At 63.5% G+C, this 22734-nt stretch carries 21 protein-coding genes and 2 pseudogenes; 7 read left to right on the top strand and 16 right to left on the bottom strand.

Going from position 1 to position 22734, the window contains the following annotated elements; translation table 11 throughout:
• Positions 1–46 precede the first annotated feature (46 nt).
• The 10 genes from ACP150_RS04500 to ACP150_RS04455 form a co-directional block, all read right to left on the bottom strand.
• Complete coding sequence (locus ACP150_RS04500) at positions 47–1735, bottom strand: flotillin domain-containing protein (RefSeq protein WP_424965346.1); 1689 nt, start codon at positions 1733–1735, stop codon at positions 47–49.
• Between the two features lie 21 nt (positions 1736–1756).
• Positions 1757–2497, bottom strand: a complete 741-nt coding sequence (locus tag ACP150_RS04495) for an OB-fold-containig protein (RefSeq protein WP_424965345.1) — start codon at positions 2495–2497, stop codon at positions 1757–1759.
• 589 nt (positions 2498–3086) lie between these two features.
• On the bottom strand, positions 3087–3410 hold the full coding sequence (locus tag ACP150_RS04490; protein WP_424965344.1) for a PepSY domain-containing protein: 324 nt from the start codon (positions 3408–3410) through the stop codon (positions 3087–3089).
• A 128-nt stretch (positions 3411–3538) separates the two neighbouring features.
• Complete coding sequence (locus tag ACP150_RS04485; protein WP_424965343.1) at positions 3539–4765, bottom strand: MFS transporter; 1227 nt, start codon at positions 4763–4765, stop codon at positions 3539–3541.
• A 145-nt stretch (positions 4766–4910) separates the two neighbouring features.
• Positions 4911–5963 (bottom strand): sn-glycerol-3-phosphate import ATP-binding protein UgpC, encoded by a 1053-nt coding sequence (locus tag ACP150_RS04480; RefSeq protein ID WP_424965342.1) that lies wholly within the window; start codon positions 5961–5963, stop codon positions 4911–4913.
• A gap of 2 nt (positions 5964–5965) precedes the next feature.
• Positions 5966–6802, bottom strand: coding sequence for a sn-glycerol-3-phosphate ABC transporter permease UgpE (gene ugpE, locus ACP150_RS04475; RefSeq protein ID WP_424965427.1), 837 nt, complete (start codon positions 6800–6802; stop codon positions 5966–5968).
• 20 nt (positions 6803–6822) lie between these two features.
• Positions 6823–7704 carry a sn-glycerol-3-phosphate ABC transporter permease UgpA gene (ugpA, locus tag ACP150_RS04470; protein WP_424965341.1) on the bottom strand — a complete coding sequence of 294 codons (882 nt, stop codon included), beginning with the start codon at positions 7702–7704 and terminating at the stop codon, positions 6823–6825.
• A gap of 54 nt (positions 7705–7758) precedes the next feature.
• Positions 7759–9072: a sn-glycerol-3-phosphate ABC transporter substrate-binding protein UgpB gene (ugpB, locus tag ACP150_RS04465; RefSeq protein ID WP_424965340.1), complete on the bottom strand. Its 1314-nt coding sequence runs from the start codon at positions 9070–9072 to the stop codon at positions 7759–7761.
• Positions 9073–9348: 276 nt separating this feature from the next.
• Positions 9349–9975, bottom strand: a complete 627-nt coding sequence (locus ACP150_RS04460) for a LuxR C-terminal-related transcriptional regulator (protein ID WP_424965339.1) — start codon at positions 9973–9975, stop codon at positions 9349–9351.
• Entirely contained in the window at positions 9972–10820 is an 849-nt protein-coding gene (locus ACP150_RS04455; protein ID WP_424965338.1) for a sensor histidine kinase, read from the bottom strand. Before ACP150_RS04455 ends, ACP150_RS04460 begins: the two co-directional genes overlap by 4 nt.
• A gap of 467 nt (positions 10821–11287) precedes the next feature.
• On the opposite strand from ACP150_RS04455, the gene ACP150_RS04450 reads away from it, so the two are divergent.
• On the top strand, positions 11288–11458 hold the full coding sequence (locus tag ACP150_RS04450) for a hypothetical protein (protein WP_424965337.1): 171 nt from the start codon (positions 11288–11290) through the stop codon (positions 11456–11458).
• Between the two features lie 174 nt (positions 11459–11632).
• Here the strand turns inward: ACP150_RS04450 and ACP150_RS04445 are convergent, their stop codons facing one another.
• Together ACP150_RS04445 and ACP150_RS04440 are read right to left on the bottom strand one after the other, a co-directional pair.
• On the bottom strand, positions 11633–12073 hold the full coding sequence (locus ACP150_RS04445; protein WP_424965336.1) for a GNAT family N-acetyltransferase: 441 nt from the start codon (positions 12071–12073) through the stop codon (positions 11633–11635).
• Between the two features lie 65 nt (positions 12074–12138).
• A complete protein-coding gene (locus tag ACP150_RS04440) occupies positions 12139–13026 on the bottom strand; it encodes a DMT family transporter (RefSeq protein WP_424965335.1) in 888 nt (295 codons plus the stop codon).
• 109 nt (positions 13027–13135) lie between these two features.
• Between ACP150_RS04440 and ACP150_RS04435 the strand changes: the two genes are divergently transcribed.
• The 6 genes and pseudogenes from ACP150_RS04435 to ACP150_RS04410 all read left to right on the top strand — a co-directional run bounded on the left by ACP150_RS04435 (position 13136) and on the right by ACP150_RS04410 (position 17200).
• Positions 13136–14026, top strand: coding sequence for a LysR family transcriptional regulator (locus tag ACP150_RS04435; RefSeq protein ID WP_424965334.1), 891 nt, complete (start codon positions 13136–13138; stop codon positions 14024–14026).
• 462 nt (positions 14027–14488) lie between these two features.
• Positions 14489–14998, top strand: a complete 510-nt coding sequence (locus ACP150_RS04430) for a hypothetical protein (protein ID WP_424965333.1) — start codon at positions 14489–14491, stop codon at positions 14996–14998.
• Between the two features lie 159 nt (positions 14999–15157).
• Positions 15158–15721 (top strand): hypothetical protein, encoded by a 564-nt coding sequence (locus ACP150_RS04425; RefSeq protein ID WP_424965332.1) that lies wholly within the window; start codon positions 15158–15160, stop codon positions 15719–15721.
• Positions 15721–15852: a hypothetical protein gene (locus tag ACP150_RS04420; protein ID WP_424965331.1), complete on the top strand. Its 132-nt coding sequence runs from the start codon at positions 15721–15723 to the stop codon at positions 15850–15852. The genes ACP150_RS04425 and ACP150_RS04420 overlap by 1 nt, the downstream gene beginning before the upstream one ends.
• A 113-nt stretch (positions 15853–15965) precedes the next feature.
• Positions 15966–16508: pseudogene (locus ACP150_RS04415) on the top strand (outer membrane lipoprotein-sorting protein).
• 53 nt (positions 16509–16561) lie between these two features.
• A complete protein-coding gene (locus ACP150_RS04410) occupies positions 16562–17200 on the top strand; it encodes a hypothetical protein (protein WP_424965330.1) in 639 nt (212 codons plus the stop codon).
• Positions 17201–17267: 67 nt separating this feature from the next.
• Here ACP150_RS04410 and ACP150_RS04405 read toward each other — a convergent pair whose 3' ends face one another.
• The 4 genes and pseudogenes from ACP150_RS04405 to ACP150_RS04390 all read right to left on the bottom strand — a co-directional run bounded on the left by ACP150_RS04405 (position 17268) and on the right by ACP150_RS04390 (position 22720).
• Positions 17268–17939: a response regulator transcription factor gene (locus ACP150_RS04405; protein ID WP_424965329.1), complete on the bottom strand. Its 672-nt coding sequence runs from the start codon at positions 17937–17939 to the stop codon at positions 17268–17270.
• Positions 17940–18019: 80 nt separating this feature from the next.
• Positions 18020–19621 (bottom strand): annotated as a pseudogene (locus ACP150_RS04400) (ATP-binding protein).
• Between the two features lies 1 nt (position 19622).
• Entirely contained in the window at positions 19623–20705 is a 1083-nt protein-coding gene (locus ACP150_RS04395; RefSeq protein WP_424965328.1) for a hypothetical protein, read from the bottom strand.
• A gap of 509 nt (positions 20706–21214) precedes the next feature.
• Complete coding sequence (locus tag ACP150_RS04390; protein ID WP_424965327.1) at positions 21215–22720, bottom strand: caspase family protein; 1506 nt, start codon at positions 22718–22720, stop codon at positions 21215–21217.
• Positions 22721–22734 lie beyond the last annotated feature (14 nt).

Below are 22734 nucleotides of genomic sequence, written 5' to 3'. Positions count from 1 at the left end.
GGAGCCTCAAGAGGCTCGCTCTTCGCAGGGCCAGGGGCGGGACTTGTCAGGTCTTGTCGATTGAAAGATCCGCGCTCTCCTGACCCTCGGCCGGAGGGGCGAGTGCCGGATCCTTGGCGTTCTCCACGAGGCTCTCGGCCAGCCCGGCCACCCCGTTATCCATGGACACACCAAGCTCCTCTCCGATCTTCTTCAGGGCGGGCAGCTGAACAGCCATGCCCATGATCGAGTCGAGTGCCTGGTTTACGGGCGGCTTGTCTGCACCACCGGTCCCACCGCCAGCACCCCCCGCACCGCTCAGTCCGGAGACCTGGTGAATCCGGATCGTATCGATCTTCTCGGCTGGTTTCACCATCTGGGCGACCACCTCCGGCAGCTTCTCGAGACGCGCCAGCGCGATCTTCATATTGACGATCTCTGCCGCGATGGCGTTTTCCGCCTCGACGATCGCCTGCCGCCCTTCCGCCTCGGCTAGCAGATCGGTTTTCTTGGCTGCCGCGCGGATCGTGAGCGCATCGGCATCGGCTTGCGCCTCTTCGCGGTGCGCCTCCGCACGGTCCTGCGCGGCATCCTTCTCGGCTTGCGCTTCAATCTTTATCCGCGTCGCCGCGCGCTCGGCCTCCTGTTGGGCGTGGATCAGAACGATTTGCTTCTCTCGCTCGGCCATGGCGACAGAGCGCGCGGTTTCGATTGCCTCCTGCGCCTTGGTGGCTTCGGCGCGGGCTTGGTCGGCACTCGCTTTGGCCTGGCTTTCCTCTTCGGACTTCTTGTTGATGATGATCAGCCGTTCCTGATCCGCCACCTGCAACTCGCGGTCCCGGGTGATCTCGGCCTCGCGGATCGCCTTCTCGCGGGCAATGTCCGAGGCGCGGATCGCCTCTTCGCGCTTGATACGGGCCTGTTCGCGTTCCCGCGAGGAATCCTCCTCACGCCGCGCGATCTCTGCCTGCTGGGCGGCTTCGAGCGTCGCGATTTCCTGCCGTTGGGCGATGGCGGCCTGACGCTCATCCTGTTCGATCTTCAACTTCAGACGTTCCGCTTCCATTGCCGCGCGCCGGACGGAGACATCGGCATCTGCGTCGATCTCGGCGCGCTCCTTCTTGGATGTGGCGATCACCTCGGCCAGCTTGCGCATGCCAACGGCGTTGAAGGCGTTGTTCTCGTCCAACGCTTCGAACGGGGTCTGGTCCAGCGCGGTGAGCGAGACGGATTCAAGCTCCAGTCCGTTCTTGAGCAGGTCTTCGGACACGGTGTTCTGTACCTCCTGAACGAACTCTGAGCGGTTCTCGTGGAGCTCATCCATGGTCATCTGCGCGGCCACGGCCCGCAGCCCGTCGATCAGCTTGCCCTCGATCAATTCCCGGAGCTGGTCCACGAAAAACGTGCGATCCCCCAGTGTCTGGGCGGCCCGGCTGATGCCTTCCTCGGTGGCGTTGACGGAGACGTAGAATTCGACCCCCACATCCACCCGCATCCGGTCCTTGGTGATCAAGGCGCCATCGGCATTGCGCGCCACCTCCAGCCGGAGGGTCTTCATGTTCACAGGGCTGATTTCATGCAGCAGGGGCACGACGATCGTGCCTCCGTCCATGATCACCGTCTTTCCGCCGGCACCGGTCTTGACCAGCGAGACCTCCCGGGTTGCGCGCCGATACAGGCGTCCCAGCACCAGCCCGACAAAGAGCAGAAAGGCGAGGACTGAGCCGACAATGATGCCAAGTGAAACGAAATCCATGAAGTTCTCCTATGTTGTTGATCAGCTTTCGGGGCCGAGAGGCACCAGTCGATACCCCTCTTCAAACCGGTGGCGCAGAACCAGGACTTCAGTCCCGGCAGGGATCTCGTCCTCGTCCTTCAAAGGCTCTGCCCGCAGGTAATGGGTATTGCCATGCCGGTCCGAGATGCGGACTTCGGTCGGCTTTCCCCGCTTTGCCGTGCCTTGTGTAACGACCCCGATGCGGCGTCCGAGATGGCGCGCCGAGAGCGCTGTGCTTTCTGTTTTCGGCAGCATGCGTGCGAACACCGCGCCGAATGATCGTGCGAACCAGAGGCCGGCAAAGACCGCTGGGAGAGCGGCCAGAACCGCAGGGAGCGCGGCTCCGAACACTGCAACGGCTGTGCTTTGCAAGGCGATCCCCGTGACGCCAAAGCCGAGCAACGCTGCAGCGAACCAGATCAAGGTCGGCACCTTGCCAAGGCCCAGCCAGGACGCCACCCCCGGAGCCACGGTCTCAGTGGCCTCAAGCGCGGCATCGCTGCTCGGCCCTGCATCTGCAAAGTCAAAGAGCTCCGGATCGGCATCGCCGAAATCGATGTCGAAATCGCCGAGATCGGGCTCCGCGACGTCTAGATCGAGGTCAATCTCTGCATCCGCACCCAACCCCAAAAGGGTCACGCCAAGCAGCGCCAGAACAAGCTCCAGCGCCAGAAGCCCGAGCAGAAGCGCGAGCGCAATTGTAAACGGAGCGACCGGCTCCGTTAAGTAGAGGTCGAACATTGTTCGGCCTTTCTTCTGTATTCCGTGGTATACATCTAATATGGGTGCTCACGTTCCTGTTACAAGGCCATTCCGAAACGCACTCCTGAGTTTCTGGTCAATTCCTGATGGATGATTTGGGCGAAACGATGTTACGCATAGGGCTGCCAAGCGGGTTCCCACCAAAGAGATCCGGGCGCGCTGAGCAGATCAGTAGCAATGGGAGAAGACGCAATTCCACGAATGGATCTCGCGCCGATCGGTTCAGTCTAGTTTTGACCGAACTCTGGCAAAACCTGAGGTTTTGTGCGGTTTCTGGAAGCCTGCACGTGATTCTTGTGCGGTTCCTGCGGTGCACAACAGCCCTTTGACGTCATTAGAAATATGCCCGTGTGATTCGGGCATGTTTATGTGAAGAACACTGGGAAAAAGCGCTTGCTATTGCGCAAGGTTTTGCGAAACTCGCGCCTCTATCTCGGATAAGGCTGAGTTGTTTCAAATTGTTCTTTTGACGTTTGGTTGGAAAATAGATTTTCAGACGGAGACGATCTTCACCCGATCGAAGGTCGAATGAAACTGGGCCCGCATTCAGGCCCAGTTTTTCAATATCTCAATCACAATCCGCGCTCACCGGATCATCCGTCGGGTCATCGTCAGTCCAGACTTTCAGGATTTCTCCTGTCTCCGCGTCGACCTTGAACTCGATTTCGTCCCCAGCCGCATTCACGACCTCAATGTCATAGGCCGCGCGCCCCTCGAACTGGTCAAGTTCGGCCTCGGCAATGGTGCCGGTCTGGGCGGCGAGTGCGATGGCGACGGCTTGGTCCCTCGTGACGGCGGTGCTTGGCGTTGTTTGTGCGAGAACGGGCAGGCTGAGTGCGCCAAGGGTTGCAGCCAGCGTGATGAGAGGCGGGCTGTACCCATGCCGCGGCAAAGAGGATGCCGATGATTGCCCCCGCGATGGTCGCAGAGACGATATGCGCATCGAGCAAGTCGCTTGCAGTGCCCCTCTGGGAAGGTTGTCTCAGGCCTATGAAGGCATGTCGCGCGGCAAGCGCCCGGTCAGACGACCGCCTGGCGTTGGCGCGCAGCCCAGAGAAGGGCAATCGCCATCCCGCCGACAATGGGCAGCGCCATGAGTGCGAGCACCGTCCAGCCCGCTCCGTTCACCAGCGCCCCGGAGGCAAAGGCGCAGAGGGAGGCGCAGAGCGCAATGACCGTATCGTTGAGGCCCTGAACCGAGGGGCGCTCTTGCGGGGCGAGCGCGTCTGCCAAAAGGCTCGTCGCGCCTACGAACCCGAAATTCCAGCCCAGCCCGAGAACGATCAATGCGCCGTAGAAATGGGGCAGGGTCACGCCACTGGCGGCAATCACGCCCGAGCCTCCGAGCAGCGCGAGGCCGGTCATCACGATCCTCGTGGCTCCGAAGCGCTTGATCAGGAACCCGGTGAAAAAGCTGGGCGCGAACATTGCCACCACATGCCAGCGCACCACGTCCCCGGCCGTGGCCTCGCCGAACCCGCATCCGACCATGGCGATGGGTGTCGGTACCATCAGCAGCACCATCACCCCCTGCGAGACCGCGGCAGCCGCAATCGCCACGGCGACCGCGGGCCGCCTTAGGACCTGCGCGACGCGGACGGGCGACGTGGCCGCCGCGTCTTGCCTCTGGGGCGCCTGCGACCCGCGCAGGAAAAGAAGCGGGATGACCCCGATCACGTTGAGAAGGATGATCGCCCCATAGGCGCCGGCAAAGGGAATGGGAGCAAGCAGGTCCTTTGTGCGGGCAAACACCTCGGGCCCGGCAAAGGCGGCCAGCAGGCCAGAGGTCAGCATCAAGGAGATCGCCACGGGCTTCCAGCGCTCCGGCACAACCTCGGCGGCGGCGAAGCGAAAGAACTGAAAACACGCCAGCGCCGCCCCGATCGCAAAATGGCCCAGCAGCAGCAGGACGAAGCTGGATTGCATGACACCGACCACACCCGCCGCCGCGCCCAGACCCGCAACCACAGCCCCCACCATGAAACCTGCCCGACGGCCATAGCGCCCCATGAAGAGCGAGAACGGTGCCGCAGCCACCAGCCCCGCGAGGGTCGAGACCGAGGCGGGCAGGGTGGCCAGCGCCGGTGTGGGCGCCAGAAGCAGACCGGCCAGCGCCCCGAGGATGATCATCATCGGCATCGCGGATCCGAGGATCGCGTTGGCCCCCAAAAGCAGGGCGAAGTTCAGCGCGCCCACGGGCGGTGTCTTGGGGGCCCTCACGTTCATGATCTCGTCCATTCCCGGCATCTGCGCCTCTTGGTGCAGAAACCTTTAGGCGGTCTTGCGTCTGGCTGAAATGACAGTCAGGCGTCAAAAACGGCCAAAGCCGCACCGCTCTGTCGACGGATACATGGCGCGCCTGCAGGCTGCGTCAACGCGTGGGCCGCGCGCCCTAGGACAGGCGCAGACCGGTCTCGGGATGGAAGAGATGGAATTGGCCCGGCTGTACCGAGAACCGCTGTGCCGCGCTCGAGCCTGGCATCGCATGCACACCCGGCAGGCTCAGGGTAAAGCTGTCCGGATGCCCCGCCAGTTTGCCATGGAGCAAGGTGTTGGCGCCCAGGGGTTCGGTCATCTGGATGGTGACGGCCAGCGCACCGCCTGTGTCCGGCACCATATGCTCCGGTCGGACCCCGAACTTCACCGGTCCGTCGGGATGGCTGGTCTCGGCGAGGCTTTGCCCCTCCAGCACGACCTGCCCGTTTGCGATCTGCGCGTCGAGGATGTTCATGGCCGGGCTGCCGATGAACTGCGCGGCAAACAGGGTGCGCGGGGTTTCATAGACCTCCAGCGGCGTGCCGATCTGCTCGGCCACCCCGCCATTCATCACGATCATCCGATCCGCCATGGTCATGGCCTCGACCTGATCATGGGTCACATAAAGCGAGGTGATGCCCAGCTTGGCCTGAAGCTCGCGGATCTCGAGACGCATCTGCACGCGCAGCTTGGCGTCGAGATTGCTGAGCGGTTCGTCAAACAGGAACACCGCCGGTTCCCGGACGATGGCCCGGCCCATGGCGACGCGCTGGCGCTGTCCACCCGAGAGCTGCTTGGGCTTGCGGTCCAGAAGCGGAGCAAGCTGCAGGAGGCGGGCTGCCTCCTCGACTTTGGCGTTGATCTCGTCCTTCGGCAGGCCCGCGATCTTGAGCCCGTAGCCCATGTTCTGGCGCACGGACATATGCGGATAGAGCGCATAGTTCTGAAACACCATGGCGATGTCGCGATCCATGGGTTCCTTGTCATTGGCCCGCGTCCCGCCGATCAGGACATCGCCGGATGAGACGGTTTCCAGCCCAGCCACCATCCGCAGCAGGGTGGATTTCCCGCAGCCCGACGGGCCGACAATGACGATGAACTCACCATCGGCGATCTCGACATCGATCCCGTGGATCACGTCCGTGGCGCCAAAGCTTTTCTTGACGTCCTGAAGGGTGACTGTCGCCATATCTATTTCTCGCTGTCTACAAGGCCGCGGATGAAGAGCCGCTGCATCCCCACCACGACGATCACCGGCGGGATCATCGCAAGGATGGAGGTCGCCATGATGGTCGGCCAATGGGCAAAGTCATCGCCCGAGGGGAACATCTGCTTGATGCCCATGACGATCGTGTTCATTTCCGGATCGGTCGTGATCAGCAGCGGCCAGAGATACTGGTTCCAGCCATAGATGAAGAGGATCACGAAAAGCGCCGCCACATTTGTCCGGCTCATGGGCACGACGATATCCCAGAAGAACCGCATGGGCCGCGCGCCATCGACCCGGGCGGCCTCGGCCAGCTCATCGGGAATTGTCAGAAAGAACTGCCGGAAGAGGAATGTCGCCGTGGCCGAGGCGATCAGCGGAAAGATCAGCCCGGAATAGCTGTTGAGCATGCCGAACCCGGCCACGACCTCGAAGGTCGGCACGATCCGCACCTCCACCGGCAGCATCAGCGTCAGGAAGATCATCCAGAAGAAGAGGTTGCGTCCCGGAAAGCGGAAATAGACGATGGCGAAGGCCGAAAGGAGCGAGATGGCAATCTTGCCCACCGCGATCCCGATCGCCATGACCAGCGAGTTGAACAGCATGGTCGCCACGGGCACGTTGACGCCCGAGAACAGCGCATTGCGATAATTGATCCAGAACTGGTCGCCCGGGATCACGGGCATCGGGGGCTGGATGATCTCTTGCTGGGTGACGGTCGAGGCCACGAAGGCCAGCCAGATCGGAAAGAAGATCACCAGCACGCCGAGGATCATGAAGACATGGGTCAGCCACAGGCCCGCGCCGCGCTTTTCGACCATTCCGTGTACTTCGCGGGCCATCAGTAATGCACCCGCTTTTCAATGAACTTGAACTGGATTACCGTCAGCAATCCGACCACCACCAGCAGGATCACCGACTGGGCCGAACTCGACCCCAGATCCTGTCCGACAAACCCGTCCGAGAAGACCTTGTAGACGAGGATGGTCGTGGATTGCTGTGGCCCGCCCCCCGTGATCGTGTGGATCACGCCGAAGGTTTCGAAGAAGGCATAGACCACGTTCACCACCAGCAGGAAGAACGTGGTTGGTGAAAGCAGCGGCAACACGATGGTGAAGAACCGCCGCCAGAACCGCGCGCCGTCAATGGCTGCGGCCTCGATCACCGATTTCGGCACGGCCTGCAGAGCTGCGAAGAAGAACAGGAAGTTGTAGCTGATCCGACCCCAGGCCGAGGCGACCACCACAAGGCCCATGGCCTCGCCGCCATTCAGGACGTGGTTCCAGTCATAGCCGAGGGTGCCGAGATACCACGAGATCACGCCCACCCGCGTGTTGAACATGAACAGCCACAGCACCCCGGCCACGGCAGGGGCCACCGCATAGGGCCAGATCAGCAGGGTGCGATAGACGCCCGAGCCCTTGATCAGGCGGTCCGCGATAACCGCCAGGAACAGGGCCGGGATCATCGAGCAGAGCGTGACAAGGATCGAGAAGACCGCCGTGGTCACGAAGGATGCGCGGTAGAAAGGGTCGCTCAGCAGGAACTCGAAATTTCCGAGCCCCACGAATTGCGAGGAGAGCCCGAACGGGTCGGGAATAAACAGCGATTGCCAGATCGCCTGCGCGGCCGGGTAAAAGAAGAACACCGCCGAGACGAGCACCTGTGGCGCGATGAGAAGAACCGGCAACAGCCAGCCGCGAAAGGTGACGCGCTTTTCCATGAACTTGCCCCCGCAAGGAAACGGGCAGGCCGCGTGGGCCTGCCCGATCAGGTCTTAACGGTTGGCGGATTCAAAGCGCCGCAGCAGGGCATCGCCCCGTGTCTTGGCGCTGTCCATGGCCTCTTGGGCCGTCTTGTCGCCGGACCAGATCGCCTCGAGCTCTTCGTCGATGATCCCGCGGATCTGATCGAAGGATCCAAGGCGCAGACCCTTGGAATTGGCGGTCGGCTCTTTCGCGGTCATCTGGATCACCGCGATATCGGTGCCGGGGTTCTCTTCATAGAACCCCGAGGCGCGGGTGGCTTCCCCGGCTTCGGCGGTGATCGGAAGATAGCCGGTATCCTGGTGCCATTGCGCCTGAACATCCGAGGACGAGAGGAAGGCTAGGAACTCGCCCACGCCCTTGTACTCGTCGCTTTCATGCCCTTCGAGCACCCAGAGGGACGCGCCCCCGATGATGGTGTTCTGCGGGCTGTTGCCGACACCTTCCCAATAGGGGAGCGGGCGCACATCGAAGTCGAACTGCGCCTCGGCCTTGATCCCGGCATAGCCTGCCGAGCTCTCGGTAAAGAGAGCGCATTCACCAGACCGGAAGTTCGCGCCACCCTCGTTGCGGCGGCCCGTATAGATGAACTTGCCGTCCTGCGCCCACTGACCCATCGCGGTCAGATGCGCGACCTGCGCTTCGCCGTTCAGCATCAGCTCGGTATCCAGACCGGCAAAGCCATTGTCCTTCGAGGCGAAGGGCACGTCGTGATAGGCCGAAAAGTTCTCCAGGTGGATCCAGCTCTGCCAAGCGGTGACCAGCGGGCAATCCTCGCCCCCGGCTTTCAGGGCATCCAGCGTCGCGCTGACATTCTGCCATGTGGACAGGTCCGTGTCCGGATCCACGCCCGCCGCCTCGAACGCGTCACGGTTCACCCAGAGAACCGGGGTCGAGGAGTTGAAGGGCAAGGACAGCATCTCGCCATCGGTCGTGGTGTAATACCCTTTGACCGAGCCGATATAGGCATCCGGGTCAAAGGTCGCGCCGCTCTCGGCCATCACTTCATAGACCGGCTTGGTTGCACCCGCGGCGGACATCATGGTCGCGGTGCCCACTTCGAACACCATCAGGATGTGGGGCTGCTCGCCCGCGCGGAAGGCCGCGATCCCGGCGTTCAGCGTTTCGGAATAGTTGCCCTTGTGGCTTTCGACGACGACGAAATCGTCCTGGCTTCCGTTGAATTCTTCGACCTGGGCTTTCACCAGCTCGCCGAGGCGGCCCGTGAAGGCGTGCCAGAACTGAACCTCGGTTTGCGCGTAGGCAGCCATGGGCGACAAAGCGGTTCCGGCGAGCAGGAGCGCGCCAGTAAGGTGTTTTCTCATTCTTCCTCCCTTGCACGTCGTTGCGTGCGTTCTTGAACAGCGTTCTTGTCCGAAGCCATCTCAGGTGTCCGACATTACCCTCGCGGAGCCGCATTGCAAGGGTCGCTTGTCATTTCAGGGATTTGGCCTAGGGGCGCCCCGGGGGCGAGGGCTGTTTGGTCCGTCCGCCATCCCGGAGGCTGCGCAGTTCGTGCTATTTCTCTTCACCGGGCACCGGTTGACCGCAGCTTGCCAGCCCCCGGGCGGACGCGCCGCCGTATCTCGGACACCAGCACGCTACAGCAGGCCGTCTTGACGGCCAATCGCGATGGCCCCGCTGCGGTTGCGGGCGTTCAGTTTGCGAAAGGCATTTTCGAAGTGAAACTTCACAGTGCGCAAGCTCACGCCGAGATGCAGGGCGATGGTCTTGTTCGGCATGCCCAGCGAGGCCGCGCGCAGACATTCCAGTTCCCGCGGCGTCAAGACCGTCTGCGGATCGGTGCCGCCTGTGGTCTGCTCTGCCACGGCCGCAGAGAGAAAGGTCTGACGCGCCACGACCTGACGGATCGCCCTCCGCAAATCTCCGACATCGGAGCCTTTGACCACATAACCTGAAAAGCCCCCATGGATCAGGCTGCCTGCCAGATGCGGTTCTTCATGCATGATCAGGGCGATGAGACGGCATTCGAGCTGTTGGTCTGCGACCTGCCGGGCAATGGCCGCGGCCCCGGGGCCAGGCATGGACAGATCGACAAGTGCTACATCCGGGACCTGTTCCGCGATCAGCGACAAGAGCGCATCGCCATCCCGCGCCACACCCACCAGCCGGATCTCGGGCGTTTGGGCCAGCAGCAGGCGCATCGCCTCCACGAACATGACGTGATCATCCGCGATCACAATGGATATGTGCGCGCACCGGGTCATTGCCGCGTCGCCGGGGGGATCGGGAATGAGAGATCGACACGTGTGCCGCTTCCGGGGTCGGAGACGAGGTCGAGCTCCCCCTGCAGCAGCCGCGCGCGGTCCCGCATGGAGGCCAACCCCCGGCCCGACGGCGCGTCCAGCGTGATGGCGTGCCGGGTCTGCAAGGCAAGGCGCGAGGCGAGGTTCCGCACGGCGCCCACCAACCCGTGATCGTCCAGAAACACCGGTAATAGGTCCTGCGCGACCCGCCGCGTCTCTTCGAGCGCGTTGTCCATGTCCGAGACAAGTTCTGTCAAGGGATCGCTTGCGGCGTCGGGGTCCCGGGGGGTCTTGGCCTTCAGAACCTCAAGCTTGATCTTCACCACCGAAAGCCATTGTCCGACGCCATCGTGCAGGTCCTGCGCGATCCGGGCGCGCTCCTGTTCATGGGCCGTCAGCACGTCTGAATTCGCGCGCAGCACCGCCGTCTCGAGGCGCAGGACCCGCTGGCCGAAAATGTAGAACAGCGACAGAAGCAGCGCGAGCACGCCGAGCTCGCCGAGGCGCACACCAAAGGTGGTCTCGAAGTAGTCTGCGGGCAGCATGAGATCGACAAGGATCGAAGCGCTCAGCGCGCCGATACCCACCAGAAGGGGCCGGGCGTGGTCCAGGTCCTGCGCCAGGGCAATCACGCTCCAGACCACCATCAGGATCAGGGCCACGACCACCTCGCTCTGCCATCCGCTGTCATCATAACCCGGCTCGGCGAAACCCGGGGCATCTGCCGCGAGCATGAGTTTATGGCTCCCGGACAGGTTCAGTTCGGCAGCCTGCGCCATGGGTGCCAGGAGAAGTGAAACCGCCATCGCAAGCTGTCTCAGCACGCCAGACAAGGGCCCGCGAGCTGTCCACGAGCGCCGTGTGCGTCCTCCCCTCCGAAGCCTCATAATGGCGTGTTGTCCAATCTCTTAAACTCCAACGCATTGAAAAATGGCGAAAAAAAGAGGGAATACTGGACTTTCGACCAGTGCCGGCGCGCGTTTCCCGTAGCTGGTGCGAAAGGGGGGCAACGAGAGGGGCGTGATGATTTGCGCGCTCTCCGGGTCGGGTCGAGAGCGTATGGGGCCGACATGCTCATGGTTGCAGAGTTGCGCGAGGCAGGGACTATTTGTGCCGCCGGTTTCGCCTTGTGGGGCGGACATCGGTTCTGCGTGAACGCCGAACTTCGCGTGGTCTTTCGAGGCCGGACCCTGTTCTCCCAACGCTGCCGCGGGCGCGGTGAGCAGTGCAGTTTTCGGACTGATCGACAATGGGACCTCCGCCGCGACCACAATTGTCCCGCGCGGCGCTGGGCGGCACTCCGCTTGGGCTCGACGCTCCGGGTGCCTTGCGGAGCAACAGCTTCGACCGGGCTCTGGTCCATCTCGGCGACCGCGAGAGGCTTGGCCCGGTCACGTTCGGGGCCAGTATGACCATCCCCGGCCTTCGGGCGGGGTATGACTGATCACCGGGGTTGCCGGACGCGCCGGGTTGCGGTGCCGGGTGTGCGGTCCCTGCCTGACGGTGCGATCTAACTACGGCCCGCAACGCGGCCAGTGTGCGGCGTCAGATCAACCACCACCACCTTGGGCGGGCGGAGCGCTTGGGGCGCATGATCGGGATGCGGCCCGACCGGTGCTCAGGTCGGCTCCCAGATATAGTAGTTGTCCAGCGCATCCGAGCGCTCGCAAACAAACCCGCAAGAGGCATAGAAGTCATTGGCGGGGCTGCCCCCCAAGGCGCGCAGGCGCACTGGCAGTCCCGCCGCGCGGGCTTGATCCTGGATCGTGGTCAGGATGCTGCGCCCTGCGCCGCCGCCCTGATGCGCGGCCTCGATATAGATGTGATTGAGGTAGATGTGGTCGGGCAATTGCCGCAGAACGTAAAACCCGATCAGGACATGGCCTGCATGGATCAGCCGCGTATCCGCCGCGCTGTAGCTGTCGAGGAACCGCTGGCGCGCGCTCTCGGGGTCAAAGCGACCAACCGCTTCGAGGCTGGGCCGCATGGCCTCGACCCGCAGGGCGGCAAGGATCTCGGGGTTGACCCCATCGGCCGGCGTGACATTCAAATTCTCCATGCGGATGGCATAGCGCTGGCGCGCCACAGGGGCCAGAGCCCGGCTGCGCGTTGTCGTGCTCCCGCCTAGTTCTTTCGGCCCGGCAGGGCGAAGAGGCCCGCACCGAGGATCAGCGCGATGCCCAGCAGCGCCACGCGCCCCGGCACCTCGGCAAAGAACAGCGCGCCCCAGATCAGGCTGAAGACCAGATAGCTGTAATCGAATGCGGCCACGGTGGCGGGTGGGCCCTTCTGATAGGCGATGGCTGCGCCGACACTGCCGATCAGGATCAACAGCGCGAGCCCCGCGACGGTGATCAGAAGGCTCAGATCGACGCCCTGCCATGGGCCGAGCATGAACGACCCCTCGCGGCCGGAAAAGAGACCGAGCACCGCGCCACCGAGGACGAAGCTCAGGTTCAGCACAAGGGCGAGGCCAAAGGGGTTCTCCTCCCGGCATGTGGCGGCGGTCAGCACCATGGCGGCGGCATAGAGCACGGCCGCGAGCACCGGCAGAAGCGTGCCCGGCGCAAAGCCCGACATGTCCGGGCGAATGACCATCAGAACCCCGATGAAGCCCGCAAGAATGGCCAGCAGTGCTTGCCGACGCGGCCAGCGGCGCGCCACCAGAGCGGCCAGCACCACGATGAACAGCGGCCCCGTGTAATACGCCGCCGCTGCCAGTGATAGCGGCATCAGGGGCAGGGCCGTATAGTTGCAGAGCCACATGGCCACGAGCAGCCCCGCGCGCAGCAGCGCCCAGTGGGGGCGGCGCAGAACCGGCCCGCCCCCGCGCCGTGCCAGCCACCACAGGACCGGCGCCACAAGCGCGGAGCGCAGGATCAGCATCTGCCACAGGGGCAGGGCCAGCCCGGTCGCCTTGATCACCGCATCCCCCAGGGACAGGGCCGCAACGGAGAGAAGGATCGCCAGCACCGCGTAGCGCGTCTCGGTGGGGTGGGGGCGGGATGACATGCGGGGCCTCTCAGCTTTGTCTCGCTGTGGCAGGGAAATCATGTATGATTGCGAATGAAAAAGGAGTTCTCATGCGATTTGCATGATCAAATGGAATAGATAGGCCGCCATGTCCCTGCCGCCGCTCTCGCGCCTGAAACCCTTTGAAGCCGCTGCCCGACTGGAAAGCTTCTCGCGCGCGGCGGATGAGCTGGGCATGACCCAGACCGCGATCAGCAAACAGATCGCCGCCCTTGAGCGCGAGATTGGCGTGCCCCTGTTCGAACGGCGCAACCGTGCGGTGTTCCTGACCGAGAGCGGCAAGCGCCTCGGGCGGGTGGTCAGCGCGGCCTTGTCTGAGATCAGCGAAGAGATCGCGGGGTTGCAACACCGCAGACGCAAGACCGAGCTCGTGCTCCATTGCCAGCTGTGCGAGGCGTTCTACTGGCTGATGCCGCGCCTGCCCCGGTTTCACGAGCGCCATCCGGGTACCGAGCTGCGGGTGGTGTCCAGCCTGATCCCCCTGACCGAAAGCGGCGAGGCGTTTGATGTGGCGCTGCAGACCACCGGGCGTCCTTCGGGCACGGCCCGGCGGATGTTCACGGCCGCTGATGATATCTTTCCGGTTTGTGCGCCGGGTCTGGTCGCAGATCGCGCCCTGCCGCTGGACCCGGCCGCGCTGCTGTCCCTTCCGCTTCTGTCCCATGCGGTGGCTCCTCAGGACTGGATGGAGTGGCAGGACTGGTTTGCCCGGGTCGGCGTGGACGGGGCGCGCCGTCCGCGACTGACCCCGTTCGACAGCTATCCGCTGGCCCTGCAGGCGGCCGTGGCGGGGCAGGGCGTGGCCCTGGGATGGCGCAGGACCACCGAGGCCCTGATCGCCGAAGGCAAGCTGGTCCGTCCCTGCACCGCGCTGGTCGAGTGTCCGACTGAACTGTCGGTGTTTCGCGGCCCGGCGCGCCAGACCCATCCGCAAACCGAGCAATTGCTGGACTGGCTGCGCGAGGAACTCGCGGCCTGACGCGCCGCCACGGTCTCAATCCCGCAGCAGGGCCATGATCGCCTAGCTATGCCCATCACAGAGCTTGCGGACGGGAAAGTGGTCATCCAGATCTCGAACTTCGCAAACATCTTGCGCGACAGGGACAGGGACAGGGTCACAATCGGATTAATGACGAGATGACGGAAGATGTCGAAATCCTGTGCCTTGAAGCTGCCACGGGCGACCCCGTCACTCACGAGATTCTCAAGGGCGGCGCGCTGATGATCAATGTCATCGCTGTGAAAGGGTTGTGCGACGGCGGGCATGGTCTGGAAGACTTTGGCGACCAAGGGCGAGAGCCGCCCGGTAGCAGAGACCACAATCGTGTCGTAGAGGCTTTTGATCGCGACGCGGATCTTGGCCGCGTCTCCCAAGTCCGTTTCTGTGCGGATCTCAATCAAAGCATTGACTGCATTGGCATATCATTCGGTCACGCATGCGATGAACAGATCATTCGTGCCCGCGCTGGCCTCGATCCTGCCCTTGCGGTTCACCCGGCGGATCGCGCACCAGCGCTGGCTGGACCGAGCGGCGCGCCACGCTGGTCACCACCCGGGCGGGGCTGTGTTTGGCACCACGGCGGTGTTCGCGGTGCTGACCATGGCCTTCATCCCGCTGATCGAAGTGAACGACGAATGGAGCAAATACGTCTCTCCGCGGTTCGAATTTCGGCAGGCGGTCGAGGCGGTCAAGCCGTTCTCAGGGACTGAACCCATGGAATTCGTGATCGATGCCGGAGCACCTGGGCAGGCGACGGATGCGGAGTTCCGCGGGATCGTGGACGACTTTACCCACTGCCTGCGTGCGCAGGACACTGTTGTCACCCACGCCTTCGCGATTTCCGACATCCTGAAACGGCTGAACCGGAACCTGAATGGCGAGGAGCCGGATTCGCGACCATCCCTGCTGGGAAAGAGCTCGCGGCCCAGTACCTGCTGGTCTGTGAGCTGAGCCCAAGGGCTCGACCTGAATGACAGGGCGGATATCGACGTTTGCACCACGCGGACCCCGGCCACGACCCGCGACGTAACGACCACCGAGACGCGCCAGTCCATCGCCGAGGCGGAGGCCAGGTTTGCCATCAATGGGCAGGGTCTGGCGACGGTCGAGGTGACCGGCGCCAAGAAGTTCTTTGTTTTTGTCGCTCAGCGTATTGTCGAAGCGATGTTCGAAGGCACGGTGTACCTCGTCTATGCGATTGTCGGTATCCTGTCGCTGACCTTCGGGTCGCTGCGGGTGGGGCTGATGAGCCTTTTGCCCACTGCGCTGGCGATCCTGATCACCTTTGGCCTGTGGTCCGCGCTGGTGGGGACGGTCGGGTTCTCGGTGGCAGCCGCCGGGGCCGTCGCCGGCGGGCTCGTGGTCGATTGCGCGGTGCATTGCCGGTCGGAACACCTGCGTGCCACCCGGGACAAGGGCCGAACCGTTGCCGTGGGCATTCGCTATGCCTTTGACACTGCCGGGACAGCGATGCTGTCGACTACGACCCTCCTGAGCGCGGTCTGCGCGGTGCGCGTCACCTCGAGCTTCCAGTTTAACGCCGATCTCGGGCTATTGTCCGCCATGGCCATCATGATGGTGATGCTCGTCAATTTCCTCCTTTTGCCAAGCTTTCTGGTGCTCGGTAATCGCAAGGCTCCCACCTCAACGGCATCTTTGAAAGGGGCTTCCTGATGACCCGTCTCGCGATTGTCGCCTGTGCGACCGCTCTCGTTCTGATCCCGCTGGCCGGTATCGCGCAAACTGCCGCCGAGAAGAGCCCTGCCATCGCCCAGAAGAGGGGGCTATCCGACAAGGGCTTCTGAAAGAGCTCTGCCGAGGTCACCATGACCCTGACGAACCGGGCGGGGGCGCACAACCCGCGCATTGCAGATCGACACGCTAAAGATATCGGGCCGGGGGAGACGGAGATCGCTCGATGATCCAGGTCTTCTCCCCGGGCGATGTGGACGGCACGGCGCTCTTGTCCCATGCCAAGGTCACCGCCGCCGAAGATCCATGGCTGTTCCTGCCCAGCCTCTCGCGGGTCAAACGGATCTTTTCGGCCAACAAGTCGGGGCCCTTTGTGGGCTCGGGATTCTCCTTCGAGGATTTGACGATCTCTGAGCTGGGCAGGTTCGAGTATCGGTATCTGGAGACGACATCTGTCGCCGGAATGGAGATGAGCATTCTCGAATGCATCCTCGCCTATCGCCGCTCGGATTGTTCGCGCGTGCTGTGCCATTTTGACACCAAGACCTGACCGCTGCGCAAGTTCGTCTTCTTTGATCGCGGTGGGCAGAGGCTCAAGGCGCTGACCCTGACCAATTTCAAGCGCTATGGCTCGGTTTGGCGGGCGCAGAAGCAGAGCATGGTCAACCATCTGACGGGCAAGACCACCGTGCTGGAATGCGGACCTTTCGATTTCGCTGCCCGTCTGGGCCGGGGCGGTTTCGAGCCTGCCGCACTGGACAGGCTCTGACATGCAATCGGGGCCGAGATCACTTGCCGGGAGGCGCGTTTAGCGGCGTCCTCATGCTCGCCGGGGTTGCCATGGCGCAGGACCTTAGGGTGTCGCCGGAGGTTGCCCTGGAGTTCTCCGGCTTTCCTGAAAACCCGCAGTTTCCCGGTCAGCGGGACGGGGCTGTCGGTGCCCTAATCGCTACGGGGGATGTGACCTGGCGCCGTGGCGATCGCAACTGGCAGGCGGTGATCGAGCCCTATCTGCGTTACGACAGCTGGGATAGCGATCGCTCTTACGGGGATCTCCGTCGTGCTTACTTGCGTTATTTCGGCGACGGCTGGACTACATGTTCTGCGATCTGGGCAGGTCCGGTCGGGATCTCGGACCGATCGCCGAATATTATCTATGACGATCGCGACCAGGCCCGCAGCCCGGTCACCCCTTTCTACGATGACGTCTTCCTTGGCACCCGGATCACCTGGGACGATATCGACGATACCGAGCTTTGGGCCGTGGCGATACTCGACGTGAATGGTGGCGGCGCACGGTACAGGCTCGGGTATCAACGCGGGCTTTTCGAACAGAAGCTGCTGGGACTCGAGCTTCGCGCCATTGATGCGCAGGACGATCCTCTGCTTCGGGCCGCCGAACGGGACTCCCGCCTGCTGATCCGCTGGACGCGCTTTTTCGAGCCGGGTGTGGCGACATAGGGGTGTCTCGGGCGATATCCCTCCACGGTGCGGTCGCCGCGACCCGAGAGGGATCGTCGCGGGTGTGTCAGGTCATTCTGTAACCCACATGGCGCAGGGTCACGATGCGCTTGCCCTCGGGGCCCATCTTGCGGCGCAGCCGTCCCACGTAAACATCGACCACATTGGTCAATGGGTCCGCGTTGAGCCCCCAGACCGCGTTCAGGATCCGTTCCCGGGACAGGACCCGTCCGGCATTTGTCAGAAACAGCAAGAGCAGGTCGCGCTCTTTCTTGGACAGGCTGATTTCGACGCCCTCGACGGCGACTTGCAGGGATGTCCTGTCAAAACTGATCGCGCCGTTGGAGATCAGGGTCTCGTTGACATCCGTCGCATAGCCATTGGCCCGGCGATGCAGTGCTTCGACGCGGGCGACAAGTTCATCGAAATCGAAGGGCTTGGCGAGGTAGTCATCGGCCCCGATGGTCAGGCCCTCGACCTTTTCTTTCGGGCTGTTCAGAGCCGTGAGCATCAGGACCGGGGTCTTGGATTTCCGGGCCCGCAGCTTGCGACACACATCCTGGCCCTGAATGCCGGGCAGCATGAGATCCAGCAGGATGACATCATAGCTGCTGGTGGCGGCATGCTCGGACGCCTCTTCCCCATCCGGTGCATGGTCCACGGACCACCCTTCCGCGGCCAGAACGCGCCGAATGAAATCGGCCACGCGGGTTTCGTCTTCGACAAGCAGAATGTTCATGCCTGGCTCCGCGACGGGCTTGCTGAGGGCCGGACATGGCCGGGTCGGGGCGAAAGGATAGGGCGTCTGAGCATTCTGTGTCACTCCGGGAGGTTTGAACCGGTGGATTTCCGCGGAACCACGGGAGCGACGGTGCGCATCGGAGCCTCCTTGGGCAGGTCCACGATCACGCGCAGCCCGCCGCCCATCCGATCCTGCAACTCGACGGTCCCGCCATGGGCCTCGACGATGGATTTCACGACGGGCAGGCCCAGACCGCTGCCTGCGGTCCCAAGACCCGAGACGTTGGAGCCCTGTTAGAACCGGTCAAAGGCCTGCGATTTCTCGGCCGCGTTGAGGCCGGGCCCATCATCCTCGACGGCAATGATATGTCCCGTCTCTCCATCCAGCAGCTCGACCGAAACCGTCGGGCCGCCATACCGGCGCGCATTCTGCAAGAGCGCAAGGATCGACTGGCGCAGACGCACTTCATCGACCCGGGCCATCACCGGGGCATCGGGGATCTTGATCTGTACGGCTTTGGGGAACATCGAAACCGCATCATGCATGATTTTGCGCAAGTCGGTTTCCATCCGGTCCAGCCGCAACTGTCCTGCTTCATACCGGGCCACGGTAAGCATATCGTCAACGATCTGGTTCGTGTGCTTGGCGGACTCGCGGATGCGCGCGAGGGAATCCGAGACCTCCTCACTCAGCTTGCCCGCCGTCCGCAACGTCACGTCCGCTACCCCGAGAATGATGGCCAGCGGCGTTCTGAGCTCATGACTGATATCCGCCATCAGGCGCTTGCGGTTTTCCTCCCCGATCTCGAGTTTGTCCACGAGGCTCTTCAGTTCCGCAGTGCGGATTGCGACCATCTCTTCCAGCCGGCGCTTCTGCTCTTCCCGGCTGGCCTCCCGCTCGGCGAGCTTTTCGCCCATCTGGTTCAGAACCCCGCCAAGATCCCGGAACTCGCGGCTGCCGCCGAGATAGACCGCCTTCGCGTATTCGGCATCGCGCAGCCGGTTGATTCCATCCTTGAGCCGGATGATCGGCTTGCGGATCTGCGCGTCAAACGAGATCAGGGCCACGACCAGTGTCGCGATCCCGACCAGAACGATCGCGTAAACCAGCCGCTTGTTCCAGGCGCGGAAGGCGGCGGCCTCCATCAGAACCTCTTCGGTTTCTTCCAGCTCCTCTTCGAGGGCTGCGTTGATCTTCTTGTCCAGCTGATCGTCGATATCCCCATCCAGAAGCGCCGCGAGGCGTTCGATCTGAACGAAGGTTTCAATCGGATCCCCGGAGCGTGTGAGGCTCGAGATCGCCGCATTCACCGCGCGGATGTCATCCTCGATGGCGTCGAGCAGTTCGAGCTCCTCGATCTCCTCCTCGCCCACCAGCTGGATCTCGCGCGCGATCACGTTTCGGATGTCGATCAGGTTCTGGTCGATCTTGCTGCGCAGTTCGCGCTCGCGGACGCCGTCATCCCGGTCGCCAATCAGCAGGGCGTCGCCATGCTGTTTGAACAGCCGATAGAGATTGGCCTCGAGCCGCAGGTGGTGGCCATAGGATTCCTGGGCCAGCTGGGTACGTTCGTCCCACCAGCGGGATTTCTCGAGACTGTAGAGCGTCAGCCCGGCAAGCCCGCCCAGAAGGCCGATGATCACGATGGCGTAGATGCCGAACAGGGTGGAAGAACGCATATCAGGGGGCCTCGGCAGGTTGAGCGGCTTGGGTGTCGTGGGGCGTTTCAGCGATGAGGAGCGTCGCGTCCGTCTGGTGCCGCAAAACCTGCAGCAGGGTGGCACGATCCGGATCCGCCGACCACCGCGAAGAGGCGATCACCACAAGCTCGGCCTTGCCAAGCACCGCGCGCGCCAGATCCAGCCGCAGGGTGTGTGCCCGTGTCAGGCCCTTGCCATTCTCGGCAACCCGCTGGTCGAGCCCCCTAGGCCCGTCCAGCAGCGCTTCCAGCCCAAAGGCTGTCAGAACCTGTGCGATCCGCGTGTCATCGGGGCGCTTCCGGCTCATCAGCGTGGCCGAGCGCCTGAGCGATCCCTGAAGGCCGATATGCGCGTCGCCGATATGCGCGATATGCGCCGCTCCGCCTGTGGTCGCGATCGAGACCTGCAGGTCCGCGCAAGCGTCGAGGCCGGAGACATGGCGCGCCAAGAGATCCGCTCGTGGTCCGCGCAGCGTCGCGAGATCCCCCGGTTGAACCGAGACGGCAAGCGGCGCTCCCTGCCACATGCCTTGCAGATCCACGGCAACCGGCGCGTCGGCCTGTCCGCCGCGCGGGGCGAGCACGGGCTCACCGAGCAGTCGCAGCGCCTTTTCACGGGCGACCCGCCAGGCACATGCGTGGTCCCAGGCGCTGCCGAGATCCTGAAGCGGGGCGGCCACAAGTGCCATAACCGACAGGCTCGCGGCGAGGGTTGCCGGCGCCGTACCCATCTGGCCTGCGGCCCAGAACATCGCGAGGCCTGACAGGGCGAGCCCGCCCTGTAGCAGGGCCTGAAGCCCGGCAGTCCGTCCCCGTCGGGCCACCGCCCGGTCGCGCAGGCTGGCGCTGTCCCGATCCAGCCCCCGCAACTCCGGAAACGTGATCTGCCCGTTTCGGTTTCGGTCCATGGAGGACAGCAGGCTGCGCGCCCCGCGCTCACCGAAGGCGGCAACCAGCTCGTCGAAATCCAGTACCCGGTCCCCATTGGTGTCCACGGATCTGAAGCTTGCGGTCTGGGCCCAACTGCTGTCCGCGCCGATGCCGGTCAGGAGTGTCGAGGTCACCAGAACGGCGAGGCAGCGCGTCAGTCCAGCCGTTCTGCGCGGTCCACCACTCGGTTTTGACATGCTGACTACTCTGTCCTCTTGGGAATCGCATCGCCTCAAACCTCTGTCCATCCCATAGCGCCATGACATCTGCCCATGCGCCCAGATGAACGGCAGATGAACGAAGGGTATTGCGGCGCCGGATCTGGTGGCATTGGCTGTGGGCCACGGGACGGGGCAAAGGATCGCGCGGAATGGGCACGGCGTGCCTTGCGCGGGCGGCGGGTCACGTATGGGCAGGAACAGGGTGGATGCGGGCCTCTGCAGACGGGTCGTGCCCGACAAGGATCCTTACTGAGGATCCTGGCGCCAGCAAGGACAGCGGATCAGAGCATGAGAGATGCGACGCGCCCGGCGCTGGCTGGCGGATTTCAAGCCTTCGGCATCAGCCTGGCGGGTCCGCGTGGTTCCGGTTTCGGAACCACGCCACCGGATGGGGGCGGGCACGGCCTGCCCCCATCCAATTGTTACTTGGCGAGGATCGTCCCGATCGCCACACCGAGCAGAGCGGCCCCGATCTCACCGGCCCCGCTCGACTTGCTCTTGGAGCCACCGCCACCGGAGTTCGAGCTCCGGACAGGGGCGGTATAGGGCGTGTAACGGCCCTCGGTCTGCGACACGAGCAGCTGGTATTGCGGCACGTTCAGATAGCCAGAGGGCGGCAGTCCGTTGGCCAGCTGCCAGTTGGAAATCCCGGCACGGGTTTTGCGACCCCATTGCCCGTCGACCCCGCCGACATTGTGGCCCGCTGCGTTGAGGCGCGACTGGATGTTGCCCCGACGGGTCCGGTCCAGTTCCAGCATGGACTCGGTCGCCTGGCTGGATGGCAGGCTCCGCAAGGTCGCGGAAACCGGCAGCACGAGCGGCCCGACCTCGTTGATCTGGGCGCTGCGGGAATTGGCCGGCGGCGCTACGACGGCTGCCACGGCCTGTGTCCGGGTGTTCTGCACCGCGCCGCCCTCGAGCTTGCGGATCGTCCGGCGCGCATTGTTCGCATAGAGCCCTTGCGGAAAGCTCTCGAGATAGGCGCGGTAGTCATCCACATCGCCGGTTTCCCGGGCGAGATCAAAGAGCAGTTTCTGCTCTTCCAGGCGCTGGGTTCCGGGACCCGTCGCCGGGGCTGCGGCTTGCGGCGCAGGTGTTGCCATGGCGAGCTGGTCGGTCGGAGCGGGCTGCTGCAGACGCACAACAGGGTTCAGCATGACCGGCCCGGTGAGGGACACGTTCAGCCAAGGACGCTGTTGCTGGTCGGTGGAGTTGTAGACATCCCCGGTGACCCGCGTGAACACCTCGGCGATATCGGTGTTCTCGGCGTCCAGATGCTTCAGAAGCGCGGTGGTGAAGGGCGAATTCACGCCCTCGCCGTCCAGCGCCACCTCGCCCGGGCTGGTGGCGAAGGCAATCGCCATGCCCTTGCCGGTGTTCGACACTTTCATCTCGGCCAGGCCATTGGCCACCGCCGCCGACCGGGTGCCGCCGCCGATCGAACGCGACAGAGTATTGGCCAGCGGATTGTCCCGGCAGGCATCGAGGAAGACGAGGTTCACCGCATCCGACAGGGACATCTGCCGGGTGATGAAGTCCACCGCGACGGCTTCGAAGTCGAGCGCGGTTTCATCCTGAAACGCCGCATCCACCGGCACCAGATAGTTCACGCCGTTCACCGACATCCCATGTCCGGCATAGAAGAACACGTTCACATCACTGGCACGGGAGGCGCGCGAGAAGTCGCGCAGCAGCCGTTCCATTCCGAACTTGTCCAGATCAAAGCCGGTATAGGTCTCAAAGCCGAGCGCTTCGAGCTTGTTTGACATGGCCTGGGCGTCATTCACCGGGTTGGTCAGGGGGCTGGCATGCATATAGGCGCCATTGCCGATCACGAGGGCGACCTTGCGCTCGACCGAGGCGCTGGCCGTGTGGGCGGTGACAACGAGGGCCATGCACACAAAGATGGATTTCAGGGTTCTCAGCATTCGAACGTCTCCTT

The sequence above is a fragment of the Dinoroseobacter sp. S375 genome (genome assembly GCF_049800775.1).
Taxonomy (GTDB): Bacteria; Pseudomonadota; Alphaproteobacteria; order Rhodobacterales; family Rhodobacteraceae; genus Dinoroseobacter.
Note: the sequence above shows the minus strand (reverse complement) of the source record. Positions and strands in the feature narration are given on the sequence as shown.